The following is a 16,023-nucleotide window of genomic DNA, read 5'->3' as shown; positions in this document are numbered from 1 at the left end:
GGCGGCGGTTGTGGGCCGGGGGGCGGACTGGTATGTGAAAGGGGCATGCCACATTTCCCACGACGCGCCGCCGTTCTGCGCGCTCTCGCCCTTCCCGTCGCCGCCCTGCTGGCCCTCGCCTCGCCGGCCCCGGCCCAGGCCCGTCCCGAGCCCAAGGCGCCGAAGGAGTTCGTCGCGCTGAGCGATGTGGATCCGACGATCCTCCAGGAGATCCGCTACGCCACCGTGCACAACTTCACCGGCCACCGGATCGACGGCTACCGCAGACCGCTCTGCCTGCTCACCCAGCCCGCCGCGCGGGCCCTGCACCGGGCGCAGCGCGCCCTGCTGCCGCTGGGCTACTCGCTGAAGGTGTACGACTGCTACCGGCCGCAGCGGGCCGTGGACGACTTCGTGGACTGGGCCGAGGACCTGGACGACCAGGCGATGAAGGCGGAGTTCTATCCGCGGGTCGACAAGACCCGGCTCTTCGAGGACGGGTACATCGCCGCCAAGTCCGGCCACAGCCGGGGCAGCACCCTCGATCTGACCCTGGTGAAGCTGCCGGCCGCCCCCACCCGCGACTATGTGCCCGGTGAGCCGCTGAAGCCCTGCTACGGGCCGCGGGAGGAGCGCTTCCCCGACAACTCGGTGGACATGGGCACCGGCTTCGACTGCTTCGACACCCTCGCGCACACCGAGGACCCCAGGATCCAGGGGGCGCAGCGGGCCAACCGGACGCTGCTCAAGGGCACCCTGGAGCGGGAGGGCTTCGTCAACCTGCCGGAGGAGTGGTGGCATTTCACGTACCAGCCGGAGGCGTTTCCGGACCGGTACTTCGACTTCCCGATCTCCCGGCGCTCGCTGACCGGGCACTGACAGAGCGCTGACCAGCCGGCCGGCAGGACCGCATCCCGGGACGGTCTCGTTCGCGGAGCGGGACGAGCCGCGGCGTTCCGGCTGCTGCCGCCGCCCGCGGCACGGCGGCTGACCAGCAGAGACCGGCCCGGCGGAGCCACCCCCGTAAGCCCCGCCAGGGCCGGTCACTTCAACTGGACGCAGTTGCGGCCCGGCCGGTTGCGGCACTTTCAACAAAAGGCGGTCTTCCGTTCGCGGGACGCCCCGCCTAGACTCCTGACGCTCCGTCAGAATACCGGAAGAGCCGTCGGGAGGGGCCGTGGCGCGCACGCGTACGCCGGTGGTGTCCGGCTGGTTCACCGAGCATCCCGCCACCGAGGCCGACTTCCATCTCATCGGCACCCGCTGCCGGACCTGCGCCGCGGTGTTCTTCCCGCGCGAGGACACCTGCTGCCGCAACCCCCGGTGCGCGGGCACCGAGCTGACCGGGGTCGCGCTGTCCCGCCGCGGCCGGGTGTGGTCCTACACCGACGGCCGCTACCGGCCGCCCGCACCGTACCCCTCCGATCCGCTGCTCCCCTGGCGCCCCTACACCCTGGTCGCGGTCGAGCTGGCCGCCGAGCGCATGGTGGTGCTCGGCCAGGGCGCGCCCGGCGTCACCCCGGCCGACCTGCGGGTCGGCCGGGAGATGGAGGTGGTCCCCGGGGTGCTGTACGAGGACGCCGAGCGCACCTGGACGACCTGGCACTGGCGCCCGGTGGGTTGGGACCGCGGATGACCGGCGATGTGGCGGTGCTCGGCGCCGGAATGCATCCCTGGGGCAAGTGGGGGCGCGGCTTCACCGACTACGGGGTGGCCGCCGCCCGGGCCGCGCTCACGGATGCCGGACTGCACTGGTCGGCCATCCCCTCCGTGGTGGGGGCCAACACCGTGCGCGGCGGCTACCCGGGCCAGGTGGCCGGCGCCACCTTCGCCCGGGCGCTGGGGGCGCGCGGCGCCCGGGTGCTCAGTGTGTACGCGGCCTGCGCCTCCGGGGCGCACGCCATCGCGGCGGCCCGCGCCCAGATCCTGGCCGGGCTGTGCGAGGTGGTCCTGGTGGTCGGGGCGGACGCCGCGCCCAAGGGCTTCTTCGCGCCGGCCGGCGGCGAGCGGCCGGAGGACCCCGACTGGCTGCGCTTCCGGCTGCTCGGTGCCACCAACCCCGCCTACTTCGCGCTCTACGCCCGCCGCCGAATGGCCCTGTTCGGCGACACCCCCGAGGACTTCGCTCTGGTCAAGGTGAAGAACGCGATCGCCGGCGCCGCCAATCCGTACGCCCGCTACCGCACGCCGGTCAGCGCCGCCGAGGTCGCCGCCTCTCCCCTGGTGGCCGATCCGCTGCGGCTGCTGGACATCTGCGCCACCTCGGACGGCGGCGCCGCCCTGGTGCTCTCCAGCCTGGACTTCGCGCGCCGGCACGGCGCCGGCCGGCCGGTACGGATCCGGGCCGTCTCCACCGTCACTCCGGAGTATCCGCAGCCCGCCCTGGACCTCCCGGACATCGCCACCGACTCGGCCGCCGCGCTGCCGCCGGCGCCGCGGAGCTTCCGGGAGTCGATCGCCGGCGCGGCCTACGAGGAGGCCGGGATCGGCCCCGAGGACCTCTCGCTGGCCGAGGTGTACGACCTGTCCACCGCGCTGGAGCTGCAGTGGTACGAGGACCTGGGGCTGTGCGCGCCCGGGGAGGCCGCCGCGCTGCTGCGGACCGGCGCCACCGGGCCGGGCGGCCGGATCCCGGTCAACCCCAGCGGCGGGCTGGCCTCCTTCGGGGAGGCGGTGCCCGCGCAGGCGATCGCCCAGGTCTGCGAGCTCACCTGGCAGCTGCGGGGCCAGGCGGACCGGCGCCAGGTGCCCGGGGCGCGCACCGGGATCACCGCGAACCAGGGCCTGTTCGGACACGGCTCGGCCGTGGTGGCGGTCCGCTGACCCGGGCGGCGGGACGGGCGACCGGCGCGCGCCATCGGCGAAGAGACGCGAAAGCCCCTCGCCGCCGGCGGGAAGCCGGCGGCGAGGGGCGGACGACCACGGGTCAGCGCCTGGTCGCCGACACCATCATCGCGTGCTCGACGACCGAGATCAGGACCTCCTTCACGGACTCCCGCTCCCGCGCGTCGCACAGGATCACAGGGGTCTGCGGGTCCAGGTCGAGCGCTTCGCGCACCGTCTCCTCGGGGTAGCGGGCGGCGCGGTCGAAGCAGTTCACGGCCACCGTGAAGGCGATGCCGCGCCGCTCGAAGTAGTCCACGGCCGCGAAGCAGTCCTGGAGCCGCCGGGTGTCGGCCAGGACGACCGCTCCCAGCGCGCCGGTGGACAGCTCGTCCCACAGGAACCAGAAGCGGTCCTGTCCGGGAGTCCCGAAGAGGTACAGCACCAGGTCCTCGCGGAGCGTGATGCGGCCGAAGTCCATGGCGACGGTGGTGGTGCGCTTGTTCTCCACGCCCGCCAGGTCGTCGACCGGTCGCCCGGCCTCGCTGAGCAACTCCTCGGTGCGCAGCGGCTTGATCTCGCTGACCGCGCCCACCAAGGTCGTCTTGCCCGCGCCGAACCCGCCCGCCACCAGGATCTTGAGCGTAACCGGATCGACTACCTGGGCAGGGCCACGGTCAGAGTGCCCGTAGACCATTGATCACCTCGCGCAAAATCCTCTCGTCCGGCAGCTCTGCCGGAGGTACGGGCCGGGACACTCGGACGAGTGCGGCGTGCAGCAGGTCCCCGATGAGCACCCGCACCACCCCGACCGGCAGGTCGAGTTCGGCGGAGAGTTCAGCGACGGACAGGGGGTTCTCCCTGCTCAGTTCGACGATGTCGACGTGTTCGGGAGACAGTGTCTGGTCGGCGACCGTGTGCCGGTCGGCGACGACGACGGCGATCAGGTCGAGTTTGCCATCGGCGGCGCTGCGGGTACGCCCACGCGTCATCGCGTACGGCCGGACCACCGGGCCCGCCGCGTCGTCGAACCAGCCATCCTGGGTCATAAACCCCGTCACCCGCCGGAGCGCGGGGCCGTGCCCAGGTGCACGCCCACTCGCTTGACCAGAAGTGTCATCTCGTATGCCACCTGGCCGACATCCGAGTCCGCGTCGGCGAGCACAGCCAGACAGCTGCCGTCGCCGGCCGCGGTGACGAACAGGAAGGCGTCGTCCAGCTCCACGATCGTCTGCCGGACCCGCCCGACGTCGAAGTGCCGGCCCACGCCCTTGGCCAGGCTGTGGAAGCCCGAGGCCACGGCGGCCAGGTGCTCCGCGTCCTCGCGGGAGAGGTCGCGCGAACCACCGGTGGGCAGCCCGTCCCCGGAGAGCACCAGGGCCTTGCGGATGCTGGCTACCCGGCCGACCAGTTCATCGAGCAGCCAGTTCAACTCGCCCGACCTCGCAGATATGTTGCGAGCTGCGGCGTTCGGTGCGGTCATCGACCGTCCCCCTCGTAGTTCGTTCCAGGTGCTGTCTGCGCCTGACCCCCGGATGTGTCGGAGGTCTGCCGCCGACCGCGCTGCCAGCCCCGTTGGAGCGAGGCCATGGTGGCCCGCGCCTGCTCGGCATCGCGCTCGGGATCGGTCTCGGCAGGGTACCGCTCCGCTTCGACCTGCGGCTCGGGTTCCTTCTTCAACTGCGGGGCGAGGCTCGCCTGTCGCACACGGCGCGGGAGCCCCGGCGGCTGACTGTTCTGGGTGGGCATGGTGCGCTCCTGGGGCTCCGCGGCGCGGCCGGCGTCAGCGGCCCAGGTCGGCGTGGCCGACTGCGGCTGCGGAGCCGTCTGCTGCTGGGGGGCCTGCGGCTGCTGGTTCCAGCCGTGCTGCTGCTGAGCCGGTGCCGACTGGTCGGCGCGCTGGTTCCAGCTCTGCTCGGGCTCCCGGCGCGGGGCCGCGTGCCGGCCCCCGGGGCGCTGTCCACCGACCGGACGTCCGTTGTCGGAGACCAGGGTCGGCGGCACCCGGCGGGGCAGCGGGTCGGGCCCGGAGGGGTGCGTGGGCTGTCCTCCGTCGGGCACCTGCTGGTGCTGTTCGGCGGGCGGCTGCGGCAGCTGGTGGACCGGCGGGACCGCGTGGATGGCGGGGCCCGGGGTCCGGTCACCGGGCTGCCCCGGCGTCAGGCCGCGGCTGCGGAACAGGCCGCCGGCCTCGTCGTCGTCATCGTCGACGAGTGCGTCCATGGGCGTCTGCTGGGCGGCGAACCGGGCGACCGACTCCTCCAGCTCCACCGGGGCGTCCAGCAGCGAGGAGTTGCGTGCCGCGTGGTCGGTGAAGAGGGTGGCGGTCTCGTCGGCGCCGCGGCCCTCGAACGCCAGGTCCGTCTCGGGCTCGGTGCCCTCGGCGTCCAGGTCGTCCTGGCCCGGGTCGCCGTCGTCGTTGAGCAGCTTGCCGGGGATGAGCAGCACCGCGGTGGTGCCGCCGTACGGGGACGGCTGCAGCGAGACCCGGACACCCTGCCGCTGGGCGAGCCGGCTGACCACGAACAGACCGAGCCGGTCGGTGTCGGACAGCTCGAAGTCGGGGGTCTCCGTCAGCCGGAGGTTGGCCTCCATCAGCGCGTCCGGAGCCATGCCCAGACCGCGGTCGTGGATCTCCAGGGTGAAGCCGTTGGCCACGCGCTCGCCGAGCACCTGGACCGCGGTGTGCGGCGGGGAGAACACGGTGGCGTTCTCCAGCAGCTCGGCGATCAGGTGGGTGAGGTCGGCCACCGCGGGGCCCTTGACCGCCAGTCGCGGCAGTCGGCGGACCTCGATCCGCTCGTAGTCCTCGACCTCGGCGACGGCCGCGCGGACCACGTCCATCAGCTGGATCGGCTTGCGCCACTGACGGGACGGCGCGGCGCCGGAGAGGATGACCAGACCCTCGGCGTGCCGCCGCATGCGGGTGGTCATGTGGTCGAGCCGGAAGAGGTCGGCGAGCTCGTCGGTGTCCTCGGTGCGCCGCTCCATCTCGTCCAGCAGGGTCAGCTGGCGGTGCAGCAGCACCTGGCTGCGGCGGGCGAGGTTGACGAACACCTCGGAGATGCCGTGCCGCAGTTCGGCCTGCTTGACCGCCGCCTCGACGGCGGCCCGCTGCACGGTGTTGAGCGCGTGACCGACCTGGCCGATCTCGTCGTCGCCGTAGGTCAGCTTGGGCGCCTCGGTCTCGACGTCCACCTGTTCGCCCGAGGCGAGGCGGCGCATCACCTTGGGCAGCCGGACGTCGGCGACCTCCTGGGCGTCCTTGCGGAGCCCGGACAGGTCGCGGATCAGGGTCCGACCGATCCGGAACGACACGAAGATCGAGGCCACCAGGGCGAGGAAGCCGAGGATGCCGGCCACGCCCGCCTGCAGCAGAACGCTCTCGGCCTCAGGCTCCACGCGGTCGCGGTAGCGGTCCATGGCGTCGTCGTTCAGCCGGGTGTAGTCGTCGAGCATCGGCTTGACGACCTTCTCCCAGCGCTGCTGGTCCATCACCAGCAGTGCGCGCCGGGGCCCGGCCTTCATGATGGTTTCCTCGGTCTGCCGCAGCGCCTCGGGAACCGCCGAGGTGCGCCGGTACGTCGCGAGGATCTTCTGCTCGGAGGCCGGCAGGATCGGCATGCTGGTGGCGTAGAGCAGGTTGCGCTCGGCGATCAGGTCCGAGAGCTGCCGCATGCTCTGCGCGTTCATGCGCTTCGAGGTCAGCGCGACCATGAACAGCGCGTCCTCGCGGGAGAGCGCCTCACGGGCACGGATCATCGCGACCAGCGCGCGTCCCTGCTTGTCCAGGTCGGCATTGGGCACCGAGTGCAGCGAGCTGCGGAAGATATAGCAGAGCTCGATCACGCTGCTGTAGTAGCCGTAGGTGTCCTGGATGCTGACACCGCGGTTGGCGACCTTGCGACGCAGGTTCTCCAGGCCGTCGGCCTTCTCCACGATCTCGCCAAGCTGCTGCTTGGCGTCATCGCTCATCTTGTCGAGCGTGTCACTGTTCTGGGCCGCGGAGCGCAGCTTGGACAGCACCTGGTCCGTCTTCTGCTGGCGGCCCTGGAGGCGTGGTAGGACTTCGCTCTGCTGGGGATCGGCCAGGAAGATCAGCGCCTGGCGGCGCTCCTGCTGGATGGCCTGCACTGCCTCCTCGACCGGAGAGCCGACATCGTCCACGATGTCAGCGGCGTCCAGCAGTTTCATGGCCTCTCGGCCTGTGATCACTGTAGCGAAGGCCCAGATTGCCGTCAGTGAGACGAGCGGCACAAGCAACAGCGCCACGATCTTCCTGCGGATCGATTTCCCGCGAAAGCGCATGGCCTCCCCAACGTCAACCCCGAAACACGGGGGCGGAGTTCCGACAACAAGCGGCGCGAGCCTACTACCCTGAGCTGCCTAAACTCGAAGGCGTGTCCAGTTGTTGACGGGACGCTGTCGATAGCGTTGATCATGATGTGTCCGATGATCGCCCGACTTACCCCCCGACCGATGGCAGGTCCCGGACGCATGACTGGCTCATACTCCCGCTGAGGTCTGGCTGAAAATCCCCTCCCCAGGGGAACCCTCGACCAGGGTTGTTCGTGGGCCATCTGGAGGCCCTGGGGGGAATAGGACCCATGTCCGGCGCTTTGAACGGGGCGGGTCGGGGCACCCAGAGAGAGGGGTGAGGACTTTATGCGCAAGGATCGCGACATCCCGCGTGCGGCCTCGGACGGCATCCCGCCGGGCCGGGTCCGGACGCTGTGGGTCGAGGAGCCGGCCCGGCGGTACAGACTGCCTGATCCGGTGCGTACCGCGGCGGTTCGCGCGGTCATCATCGTGGCGGTGACGCTGGTGCAGGCGATGGTGGCACTGCTGTGCTCGCTGGCCGGTTCCTGGCTGGCCTTCCCGATGGTGCTGAGCACGGTGGCGAGCGTGGTGGCGGCCACCTGGGGGGTGCTCGACGTGTGGGTCACCCGGCAGGTGTGGCGGCAGCGGCACGGGGTGGTCTCAGCACCCAGTAGCTCCGCTCGTCAAGTACGCCAATCGCGCCGCCCGCAGCGGCTGTCCGGAGCCTGAGCCGGAAACGGCCGCGCCGGGCCGGGGGTGTGGCCGCGCCGAGGCCCGGGCCGCGGCCACGGCAAGGCTGGGGTCTCGGCCATGCGGAGGGTTGGGGTGCGGCCGCGCAGGGCCTGGGGCCGCGCGGAGGCCAGCGCTGTGAGCCACACAGAGGTCAGGGCTGGGTCGCGCGAGGCCCGGGCGGCGGCCACACGAAGCCGAGGCCGCGCGGAGGCCAGGGCTGCGGTCATGCGCAGGCCGGGGCTTCGGCCATGCCGAGGGTGAGGTTGCGGCCAAGCCGAGGCCCAGACTACGGCGGCACGGAGTCCGAGGCCGCGCGGAGGCCGGGGCTGTCCCGTCGTCCCCGCGGGGTGGACGGGACAGCCCCGGGACTCAGACCTTCGGCTGGTCGCCCGCCACGCCCTGGGCGGGACGGCCCTCGCCCGGGGTGTCCGGGCGGCGGAACATCCGGGTGGCGGTGATCTGGCCGTGCACCGCCTCGCCCTCCGGGTCCTGCTGCGGCAGGCCGGGCCGCAGGTGCTCCTCGACGCTGATGTACTTCAGCCCGGCCCGCAGGTCGGCGTCATTGCGCAACCGGATGACCAGCGGGAACTCCGCCAGCGCGGTGGTGTCGAAGAGACCGGTGGTGTACAGCAGTTGGACGCCCAGGGCGTCCGCCACGGCCCGCTGGAGCTCCAGCAGGTAGGTGGCGTTGGCCCGGCCGATCGGGTTGTCCAGGAACAGCGTGCCCGCGTGCCGCTGCTTGTCCCGCCCCCGGTCGTTGCTGCGCAGCGCCGCCATGGTGCAGTACAGGGCGATGGCGGCGGTCAGCAGCTGCCCGCCGGAGAACACGTCGCCCATCTGCCCCACCGGCACCCGCTCGGCGCGCAGCACCGCGTCCGGCTTGAGGATCTCCACGGCCACCCCGCGCGGCAGCAGGGCCGCGTGCACGCCGCGCAGCAGCAGCGACATCCCGTCCCGGCGCAGGTCGGAGTTCTTGCGGACGGCCGCGCGGGTCGCCTCGTCGATGACCTCGCCCAGCCGCTCGGTCAGCGTGGCCTGGTCCGGGTCCTCGAAGCGGATGCGCAGGAACTCCTGGCCGGACCACTCGCCCAGGCCCTCCGGCAGCCGGGACAGGCGCTGTGCCGAGCGGAGGGTGGCCAGACAGGACTCGACCAGGCCGCGCAGCCGGTCGACGATGCTGTCGCGGTTGCGCTCCAGCTGGGCCAGCTCGTCGGTGAGCACCCGCAGCCGGGGGGCGAACGCCTCGGACCAGGCCGCGGCGTGGTCCGGCAGGGCGGCGGCGGGCAGTTCGCGGATCTGCTGGCGGGCCGGGGTGCGGACCTGCTCGTAGCGGGTGGAGTTGGCGTGCCGCACCAGCACGTCGCCGGCCTCGCGCACCGCCGCCTCGGCCGCCGACAGGTCGCCGGCGCAGCCGCGCAGCGAGCGGCGGGCCTCGGCGGCCGCCTGCCGGGCCTCGGCGAGCGATCCGGCGTACGACTCCGGCCGCTCCGCGTCGGCCGACTGCTCCTCCGGCTCGCCCTGGTTGTCCCGCAGCAGGTCCCGCAGCATGGCCGCGACCTCGTCGAAACCGCCGGCGGCGTCCTCCGCGGCCCGGTGGGCGCGCAGCAGGTCGGTGTGCGCGATACGGGCCGTCTCCAGGGCGTCGGTACGGGCGGCCAGTTCGGCGTTGGCGCTGCGCAGCAGCTCCTTGGCCTGCTCGGCGTCGGCCGGCACCTGCTCTTCGGGCAGCTCGGTGTGGGCCTCGCCGTCGGCCGGGGCCAACCGCTCGGCCTCGCCGCGCAGCCGGCCCAGCTGCTCGCTGGCGGCCGAGGCGCGACCCTCCAGCATCTGCACCAGTGACTCGGCGCGGGCCGCGGCGGCCTGCCGGGAGGGGCCGTCCGCTCCGTCGGTGCCCTCCAGCAGCTGGGCGGCCCGGGTGCGGACCTTGTTGGTGAGCCGGTCGAGTTCGGCCAGTGCGGCGCTCTCATCGCTCTCGGCACGCGCCTGCTCGGCGCGGAGATCGGCGCCGACCCCCACCTTCTCGTACACCTGGGAGGCCGCCCGGTACGCCTCGCGCAGCGCGGGCAGCGAGCTGCCGGACGGCTGCTCCTCCTCGTCGAGGTCGTCCGGCACCCCGGCGATCTCGGCGCGCTCGGCGCGCAGGGCGCGGGCGGTGCGGTGGGCGTCGTCGGCCGCGCGCTGGGCGGCGCGGCGGTCCTCGTCGGCCGCACGGGCCCGGTCCACGCAGGCCGCGGCGCGCTCCTCGCTCTCGGCGGCCTCGTCGGCCAGCTCCCGCAGCCGGGTCTGCCAGGCGGCGCGCTCGCGCAGGCGGTAGGCCAGCCCGGCCAGCGCGTCGGCGGCGCGGCGGGCCCGCTGGGCCGCCTCCTGCCGCTCCTCGCGCACCCGGGCGGCCTCGGCGGCGGTCTCCTCCGCCTCGGCACGCAGGGTGCGGGCCTCGGACAGGTGCTGCTGGGCCTCGTCGGCGGCGGTCCGGGACCGCTCGGCCGCGGCGGCCAGTTCGGCGAGCCGGCCGGGCGGGCAGCCCTGCCGCCAGGAGGCCAGCCGGGCGGCCAGCGTCCGGTCCCCGGCCAGCCGGGCGGCCAGGGTGCGGATGTCCTCGTCGCGGGCGGTGGCCCGGCGGCGCAGTGCCTGACGCTCGTCGTCGGCGGCCCGTTCGTCGTGCATGGCCGGGTTCGGCGGCACCAGGAAGACCGCGCCGTCCTCGGAGCCCGGCGGGGGCGTGGGGGCCAGCAGCGCGGCGGCGGTGCCCACCGCGACCGCGGAGCGCGGCAGCAGCGAGGCGTTGCCGAGCACCTCGCGGGCGCGGGCGTGGGTGTCCGGGTCGGTGATGACCACGCCGTCCACCAGCTCCGGGCGGGCGGCGAGCACCGCGGCGTGGTCGGCCGGGTCCACGGCCTGGGCCAGATAGCGCCAGCCGGGCAGGGCGGGGATGCCGTGCTCGCCGAGGTACTCCACCGCGGCCAGTACGTCGGGGCTGGGCGGCAGCAGTCCGCCGTCGCCCAGCGCGCCGAGGATGCGGGAGTCGTCGGCGGCGGCGGTGCGCAGGTCGAACAGCTGCCGCTCGGCGGAGCCGACGCTGTCCTCCAGCAGTTCGCGCAGGGCCTCGGCGTTGCGGTCCAACTCCTCGGCGGTGAGCGGGCCCTCGGCGGCGGCACCGGCGGGCCGGCCGCCGCCGGCCGGTGCCTGGTGGCCGCGCTGCCCCGGAACGGTACGGGAGGCCGCGCCGGGCTGGCCGGCGCCGGGGTGGGCGAGTCCCAGCAGTTCGGTCAGCCGCGGCTCGGCGCCCAGTGACTCGGCGGCGCGCCGCTCGGCCTCGTAGGCGTGCTCCGCGGCCTGGGCGGCGTCGGCGGCGCGGGCGGCGGCCAGCTCGGCGCGGGACTGCTCGGCGCCCAGCTCCCGGGCCTGCTCGGCGCTGTGCCGGGCGGCCTCGCGGGCGCTGTCCCAGGCGGCGACGGCGGTCTTCTCGGCGTCCGCGGCGGCCAGCGCGGCCCTGGCCGGATCGGCGTCCGGCGCGGAGTCGTCCAGCCAGCCGGCCCGTACCGCCTCGGCGGTCTCCTGGGCCACCTCGGCGAGCCGCTGGCGCAGGTGCTCGGCCTCGCTGCGGGCCCGCTGGGCCTCGGTGGCGGCGGTGGTGGCGTCCCGGTGGGCGGCCTCGCCGGCCTGCTGGAGGGCGGCGGAGCGCTCCTCCTCCTCGGCGGCGACCCGCTCGCCGGCCCGGGCCGCGGCGGTCAGGGCGCGCACCAGGTCGGCGGCGGCCCTGGCACGTGCGGCGAGTGCCGGGGCGGCGTCCCGCTCGGCCTCCTGGATGGCGGCGGCGACCCGCGCGGAGCGGTCGGCGGCGGCGCGGTGCCGCAGCACCGTCTCGGCGGCCTGCCAGGCGGAGTGCAGGGTGCGGGCGTCGTTGAGTTCGCGGCGCTGGGCCGCGGCGCCCTTCTCGGCCGCGGTCAGCGCCAGCGAGGCGTGCCGGTAGGCGAGTTCGGCGGCGATCCGGGCGGACTGGTCGCGGGCCTGCTCGGCGTTGGTGACGGCGTGCGCGGCGGCGGCGACGGACTGGGCCAGCTCGACGGCCCGGCCGCGCTCCTCGGCGCCCCGGGCGGAGAGCCGGCGGGCCAGGGCGCGGGTGCGGCGCTCGGCGCCGGCGTGCACCTCGCGGGCCTGGCCGCGGCGCTGGGCGGCCTCGGAGATGCGGGTCAGCAGGTCGAGGGAGCCGGCGGTGAAGTCGCGTTCGGCGGTGAGTTCGGCGCGCCGGCCCAGCTTGTGGGCGAAGCCGTGGACCAGGTCGGCGAGGCCGTCGGTGTCCCGGGTGTCGGTGACGGCGCGCAGCAGCAGGTCGGTGAAGTCGGAGTCGTTCTTGACCGCGAAGAGTCCGGCGGCCTCGCCCTCGTCGGCGTTCATCTCGCGCTGGTAGCGGAAGAGTTCGGGGTCCAGGCCGAGTTCGCCCAGGTGCTCGTTCCAGCGCTCGTGGATCTCCACCCAGACCACGTCCAGGTGCGGGTAGGCCTTGCCGGCCTCGGTGATGGCGTCCCGGAAGCCCTTCATGGTGCGGCGTCGGCCCTGCGCCCCGGAGGCGCCCTCGGCGGTGCGGCGCATGGCGGTGGACTCGGCGACCGGCAGCGAGTCCAGGCTCAGGCCGGGGCCGGGCCGGAAGGAGTACCAGGCCTCGGCGAACTTCCGGGGGTCGTTGGAGACCTGCCGGCCGCGCCACTCGCTGACCTTGCCGACCACGACGGTCTCGCCGGTGACGGTGTGCTGCCACTCCAGGGCGACGTGCCCGCAGTCGTCGGCGAGCAGGAACTTGCGCAGCACTCCGGAGCTGGCGCCGCCCAGGGTGTTGCGGTGGCCCGGGAGCATCACCGAGAAGATCAGCTTGAGCAGGACGGACTTGCCGCCGCCGTTCTCCAGGAAGAGGACTCCGGCGGGGGCCGGGCGGCGCGGCGGGCCGATCGGCTCCTCCTCGAAGAACTCCGCTTGGGCGGGCGCCGGGCTGGGCACCGGATCGCCGACTCCGCGCAGGTCCAGCACGGTGTCGGCGTAGCGCGCACCGGCGGGCCCGATGGAGTAGAGGCGGACCCGGGACAGCTCGTACATGGCGGCGGACTCTCGTTGTCGATGGTCGTTGGGAACAGTGGTGCGGTGGCGTGCGGCGGGGTGGCCGGCGGGGCGGCGCCCGGCTCAGGAGTGGAAGGGCAGTCCGGCGTCGGCGACCAGTTCGAGGTCGTCGGAGTCGTCGGGCGGCAGCAGGCTCGGGGTGCCGTCGGCCACCGGCACGATGCCCAGCTCCAGCAGCTCGGCCATGGCGGCGCTGCCGGCCATGTCCCGGACCTGGAGCTGGTAGCGGGCTGTGGTGCGGAAGGCGCCGCCGGCGTCGTCCCCGGTGCGCTGGAGGAAGCCGGAGTCGACGAGGAAGGCGACGGCCTTGCCGATGATGCCGGTGGTGGAGCCCGCGAGCCGGCGGGCGTCCTTGGTGGCTCCGGTGGCGCTGCGCCGGGCGTACACCCGCCAGGCCGCCTCCAGCCCGGGGGCATCGGTGCTCGGGTCGGTGTTGTCGCCCTGTTCGGCGGCGCGCTCCTCCAGCCGTCGGCATGCCTGGCGGACGAAGGCGTCGACGCCGTTGACCGTGATCCGGCCGATGTAGCCGTCGTCGGCGAGGTCCTCGGGGCGCGGGAAGGCCATCGCGGCGATCGCCAGGTGGGCCAGTCCGTGCAGGAAGCGGTCTGCCGAGTCGGTGGCGGCGCGGCGCGCGTAGTCGCCCATCCGGACCGCGAAGACCGAGTCCTCGGCGGCGGTGACCGCCATCCCGGCGCGGGTGGACACCTCCAGGACGATCAGCCCCAGGCCGGCGGCGACGGCGTCGGCCAGGCGGGCGAAGGCGGGGTCGTCGCGGTGCCGGCGCAGGAGTTCGGCGTAGTCGGCGTCGCGGGCGGGCAGCAGCTTGGGCTGCAGGCCGAAGGCGACCAGGCGGGCGGCGTCGGCCACGTCGGCGGGGGTGACCGGTGCGCTGCCCGGGCGCGCCGTGCCGTCCGGTGCCTGCGGGACGGGAACGCCCGGCTGCTCCGGCGGGTACGGCGAGTCCGGGTGCGGCTGCGCGCCCTCTTCGGCGCGGTACTCGGTCACTGCTGCTGCTCCTCGGTGCGGTGGGTGGTGGCGATCGGGTACGGCGAGCGGGCGCGGGCGGCCCGAGGGGCGGGCATCAGGCGGCCTCCGTGCGGGGCGATCGTCACGATCGGGCGCGGGTGACAGCGCCTGAGCCGGCGGGCGGCCCAGGGGGCGGGCATCGGGCGGCCTCTGTGCGGAGTGATCACGGCGATCGGGCGCGGGTGGCGACCCCTGTGCCGGCGGGCGGGCATCAGGCGGCCTCCGTGCGGTCGGCGGCCATGCCGGCGGCGTCGAGCAGCGCGGTGCCCACGATCAGGTCCGCGCCGCCGAACTCCGGGTCGGTGAGCTCGGTGCCGTCGTCCACCGCGAACAGCAGCCGCTCCTCGCCCTGCCGGTAGGCGGTACCCACCGGCGGGCTCGCGGCGTGCACCGCCAGCAGGGCGACCAGGTACGGGAGTTCGGGGTCGCGCAGCCGGGCCTCGGCGAGCAGGCCGGAGAGCCTGCGGGGGGCGTCCGGCGGCAGGTCGAGCAGTTCCATGGCGACGGCCAGCTGCTCCTCGCTGAACCGGCTGTCGTCGGGGGTGGCGATCAGGTCGGGCTCGGGCATCTCGGCGCCCAGGTGCTCGCGCTCCACCGGCGGGGTGAGCAGCATCTCGAGCAGGTCGCCGACCCGCAGGGAGACGGGGGTGCGCAGCCCGGTGCCGCGGGCGAAGAAGGCGTCGGTGACCCGGGTGGCCTGCTCGACGGGGAGCGGCAGCAGCGGGGCGACCAGCTGGCCGTAGAGGTCGAGGCCGGAGCGGGCGGTGGGGGTGGCGAAGGCCTGCCGGTCCTGCTCGGCGCGGAACAGCGGGCCAGCCTCCAGCAGCCGGGACTGGAGCTGGGTGTGCCGGCGGATGCAGTCCTTGACGATGTCGACCAGCTCGGCGGCGCGCCGCTTGTGCTCCGGGTCGCCCCCGGAGGCGGCCTCGTCGCGGACCCGCCGGATGTTGGTGAGAATGGCGTTCTCGTGGCGGTAGCGGTCGGCGACGTGCTCCAGGGCCTCGGCGATCATGTCCGGGACCTTCTGCAGCCAGTCGACCGCACGCACGTTGCGCCGGGTGGCGTCCAGGGTCCTGCGCAGGGTCTCGGAGTACTGCACGGTGCGGTAGCGGGCCTGTTCGGCGGCGAGTTGGGCGTCCGCCAGCCGGCCGCGGTTGATCAGCACCTCCAGCTTCACCTCGGCCGCGATCTGGGCGCTGGTGACATCCGTGTCCAGGGCGCCGACCAGGACGTTGACCGCCTCGTCGGTGGTGCGCAGATAGACGGTGCCGCCGGGGCCGGGGACCTCTTCGATCAGCTTGAAGTCGTAGTCGCGGCGGACGTACGCGCCGTCGGCGTCGAAGGTGCCGTAGACGACGCGGAAGCCGCGGTCCACGCTGCCCACGTTGATCAGGTTCTCCAGGACCCATCGGGCGACCCGCTCGTGCTCGGTGGCGGGGCGTCCGGGGGCCTGGGCGGCGATGCGGGGCAGCAGCCTGGTCACTATCTGCTCGTGGTCGGCCCCGGTGTCGAAGTCCATGTGGAGGGTGACCAGGTCGATGGCGGCGAGGGCGACCTCGGCCATGGTGTAGACCCCGTACTCCCCGACCAGGCTGGTCTTGCGGACGTCCAGGTCGTGCAGCGGCGCGGTGCACGCGAGGGCGCGCAGCCGGCGGGCCAGGCCCTCGTCGGCGGCCGGGCCGGGCGCGGGCCGCCCGCCGGCGGCCGGGCCGGGGGCAGGCCGGATCAGCCCGTTGAGCTGGGGCGCAGCCGCCCCCGGGGGTACAGAAGTCACGTCGCACAGCGTAGGCGGTCGGACCGACAACGTACGAAACCGGGCGGCCTCCGGCCCGGATGGCGGGGGGCCCTGCGGGGGCGTACCCGTTCTTTTGCGTGCGGGGGCCGTGCGGGAGTGTACGGGATGCGGGGTGGTGTTCGTGGTCGGCACGGTGCGGGTTGAGTGTGGTTGGTCGCGCAGTTCCCCGCGCCCCTGGTGGGGCGGCTGGGCGGCTTCGGGGTGCGGGAGTTTACGGGGTTCGGGGGGCGTTTGTTGTT

General features: G+C 74.2%; 10 protein-coding genes and 1 pseudogene. 4 read left to right on the top strand and 7 right to left on the bottom strand.

Going from position 1 to position 16,023, the window contains the following annotated elements:
• The first annotated feature begins 45 nt into the window (after positions 1 to 45).
• The 3 genes from E4099_RS16370 (at position 46) to E4099_RS16360 (ending at position 2,802) form a co-directional block, all read left to right on the top strand.
• Entirely contained in the window at positions 46 to 858 is an 813-nt protein-coding gene (locus tag E4099_RS16370; RefSeq protein ID WP_135339804.1) for a M15 family metallopeptidase, read from the top strand.
• A 298-nt stretch (positions 859 to 1,156) separates the two neighbouring features.
• Complete coding sequence (locus tag E4099_RS16365) at positions 1,157 to 1,615, top strand: Zn-ribbon domain-containing OB-fold protein (RefSeq protein ID WP_135339803.1); 459 nt, start codon at positions 1,157 to 1,159, stop codon at positions 1,613 to 1,615.
• A complete protein-coding gene (locus tag E4099_RS16360; RefSeq protein WP_135339802.1) occupies positions 1,612 to 2,802 on the top strand; it encodes a lipid-transfer protein in 1,191 nt (396 codons plus the stop codon). The genes E4099_RS16365 and E4099_RS16360 overlap by 4 nt, the downstream gene beginning before the upstream one ends.
• A gap of 103 nt (positions 2,803 to 2,905) precedes the next feature.
• Here E4099_RS16360 and E4099_RS16355 read toward each other — a convergent pair whose 3' ends face one another.
• From E4099_RS16355 to E4099_RS16340, 4 genes are read right to left on the bottom strand one after another with little or no spacing between them, the layout of a single operon-like run.
• On the bottom strand, positions 2,906 to 3,499 hold the full coding sequence (locus E4099_RS16355) for a GTP-binding protein (protein ID WP_135339801.1): 594 nt from the start codon (positions 3,497 to 3,499) through the stop codon (positions 2,906 to 2,908).
• On the bottom strand, positions 3,480 to 3,851 hold the full coding sequence (locus E4099_RS16350; RefSeq protein ID WP_135339800.1) for a DUF742 domain-containing protein: 372 nt from the start codon (positions 3,849 to 3,851) through the stop codon (positions 3,480 to 3,482). Before E4099_RS16350 ends, E4099_RS16355 begins: the two co-directional genes overlap by 20 nt.
• An 8-nt stretch (positions 3,852 to 3,859) precedes the next feature.
• On the bottom strand, positions 3,860 to 4,285 hold the full coding sequence (locus E4099_RS16345; protein ID WP_135339799.1) for a roadblock/LC7 domain-containing protein: 426 nt from the start codon (positions 4,283 to 4,285) through the stop codon (positions 3,860 to 3,862).
• Complete coding sequence (locus tag E4099_RS16340; protein WP_135339798.1) at positions 4,282 to 7,110, bottom strand: nitrate- and nitrite sensing domain-containing protein; 2,829 nt, start codon at positions 7,108 to 7,110, stop codon at positions 4,282 to 4,284. Before E4099_RS16340 ends, E4099_RS16345 begins: the two co-directional genes overlap by 4 nt.
• A gap of 357 nt (positions 7,111 to 7,467) precedes the next feature.
• Between E4099_RS16340 and E4099_RS16335 the strand changes: the two are divergent.
• A pseudogene (locus E4099_RS16335) lies at positions 7,468 to 7,836 on the top strand (hypothetical protein); the annotation flags it as partial.
• A gap of 387 nt (positions 7,837 to 8,223) precedes the next feature.
• Here the strand turns inward: E4099_RS16335 and E4099_RS16330 are convergent.
• The 3 genes from E4099_RS16330 to E4099_RS16320 all read right to left on the bottom strand — a co-directional run bounded on the left by E4099_RS16330 (position 8,224) and on the right by E4099_RS16320 (position 15,763).
• On the bottom strand, positions 8,224 to 12,942 hold the full coding sequence (locus E4099_RS16330) for a coiled-coil domain-containing protein (RefSeq protein WP_135339796.1): 4,719 nt from the start codon (positions 12,940 to 12,942) through the stop codon (positions 8,224 to 8,226).
• Between the two features lie 84 nt (positions 12,943 to 13,026).
• Positions 13,027 to 13,968, bottom strand: a complete 942-nt coding sequence (locus E4099_RS16325) for a hypothetical protein (protein WP_135339795.1) — start codon at positions 13,966 to 13,968, stop codon at positions 13,027 to 13,029.
• A gap of 232 nt (positions 13,969 to 14,200) precedes the next feature.
• On the bottom strand, positions 14,201 to 15,763 hold the full coding sequence (locus E4099_RS16320) for a hypothetical protein (protein WP_386390045.1): 1,563 nt from the start codon (positions 15,761 to 15,763) through the stop codon (positions 14,201 to 14,203).
• Between the last annotated feature and the right edge of the window lie 260 nt (positions 15,764 to 16,023).

It is taken from the genome of Streptomyces palmae, from assembly GCF_004684805.1.
Taxonomy (GTDB): Bacteria; Actinomycetota; Actinomycetes; order Streptomycetales; family Streptomycetaceae; genus Streptomyces; species Streptomyces palmae.
Note: the sequence above shows the minus strand (reverse complement) of the source record. Positions and strands in the feature narration are given on the sequence as shown.

What these genes read in the sequence shown, in the direction of transcription:
- E4099_RS16370 (WP_135339804.1), top strand. Translation starts at nt 46, where the DNA reads ATGCCACATTTCCCACGACGCGCCGCCGTTCTGCGCGCTCTCGCCCTT.
- E4099_RS16360 (WP_135339802.1), top strand. Translation starts at nt 1,612, where the DNA reads ATGACCGGCGATGTGGCGGTGCTCGGCGCCGGAATGCATCCCTGGGGC.
- E4099_RS16355 (WP_135339801.1), bottom strand. Translation starts at nt 3,499, where the DNA reads ATGGTCTACGGGCACTCTGACCGTGGCCCTGCCCAGGTAGTCGATCCG.
- E4099_RS16350 (WP_135339800.1), bottom strand. Translation starts at nt 3,851, where the DNA reads ATGACCCAGGATGGCTGGTTCGACGACGCGGCGGGCCCGGTGGTCCGG.
- E4099_RS16345 (WP_135339799.1), bottom strand. Translation starts at nt 4,285, where the DNA reads ATGACCGCACCGAACGCCGCAGCTCGCAACATATCTGCGAGGTCGGGC.
- E4099_RS16340 (WP_135339798.1), bottom strand. Translation starts at nt 7,110, where the DNA reads ATGCGCTTTCGCGGGAAATCGATCCGCAGGAAGATCGTGGCGCTGTTG.
- E4099_RS16330 (WP_135339796.1), bottom strand. Translation starts at nt 12,942, where the DNA reads ATGTACGAGCTGTCCCGGGTCCGCCTCTACTCCATCGGGCCCGCCGGT.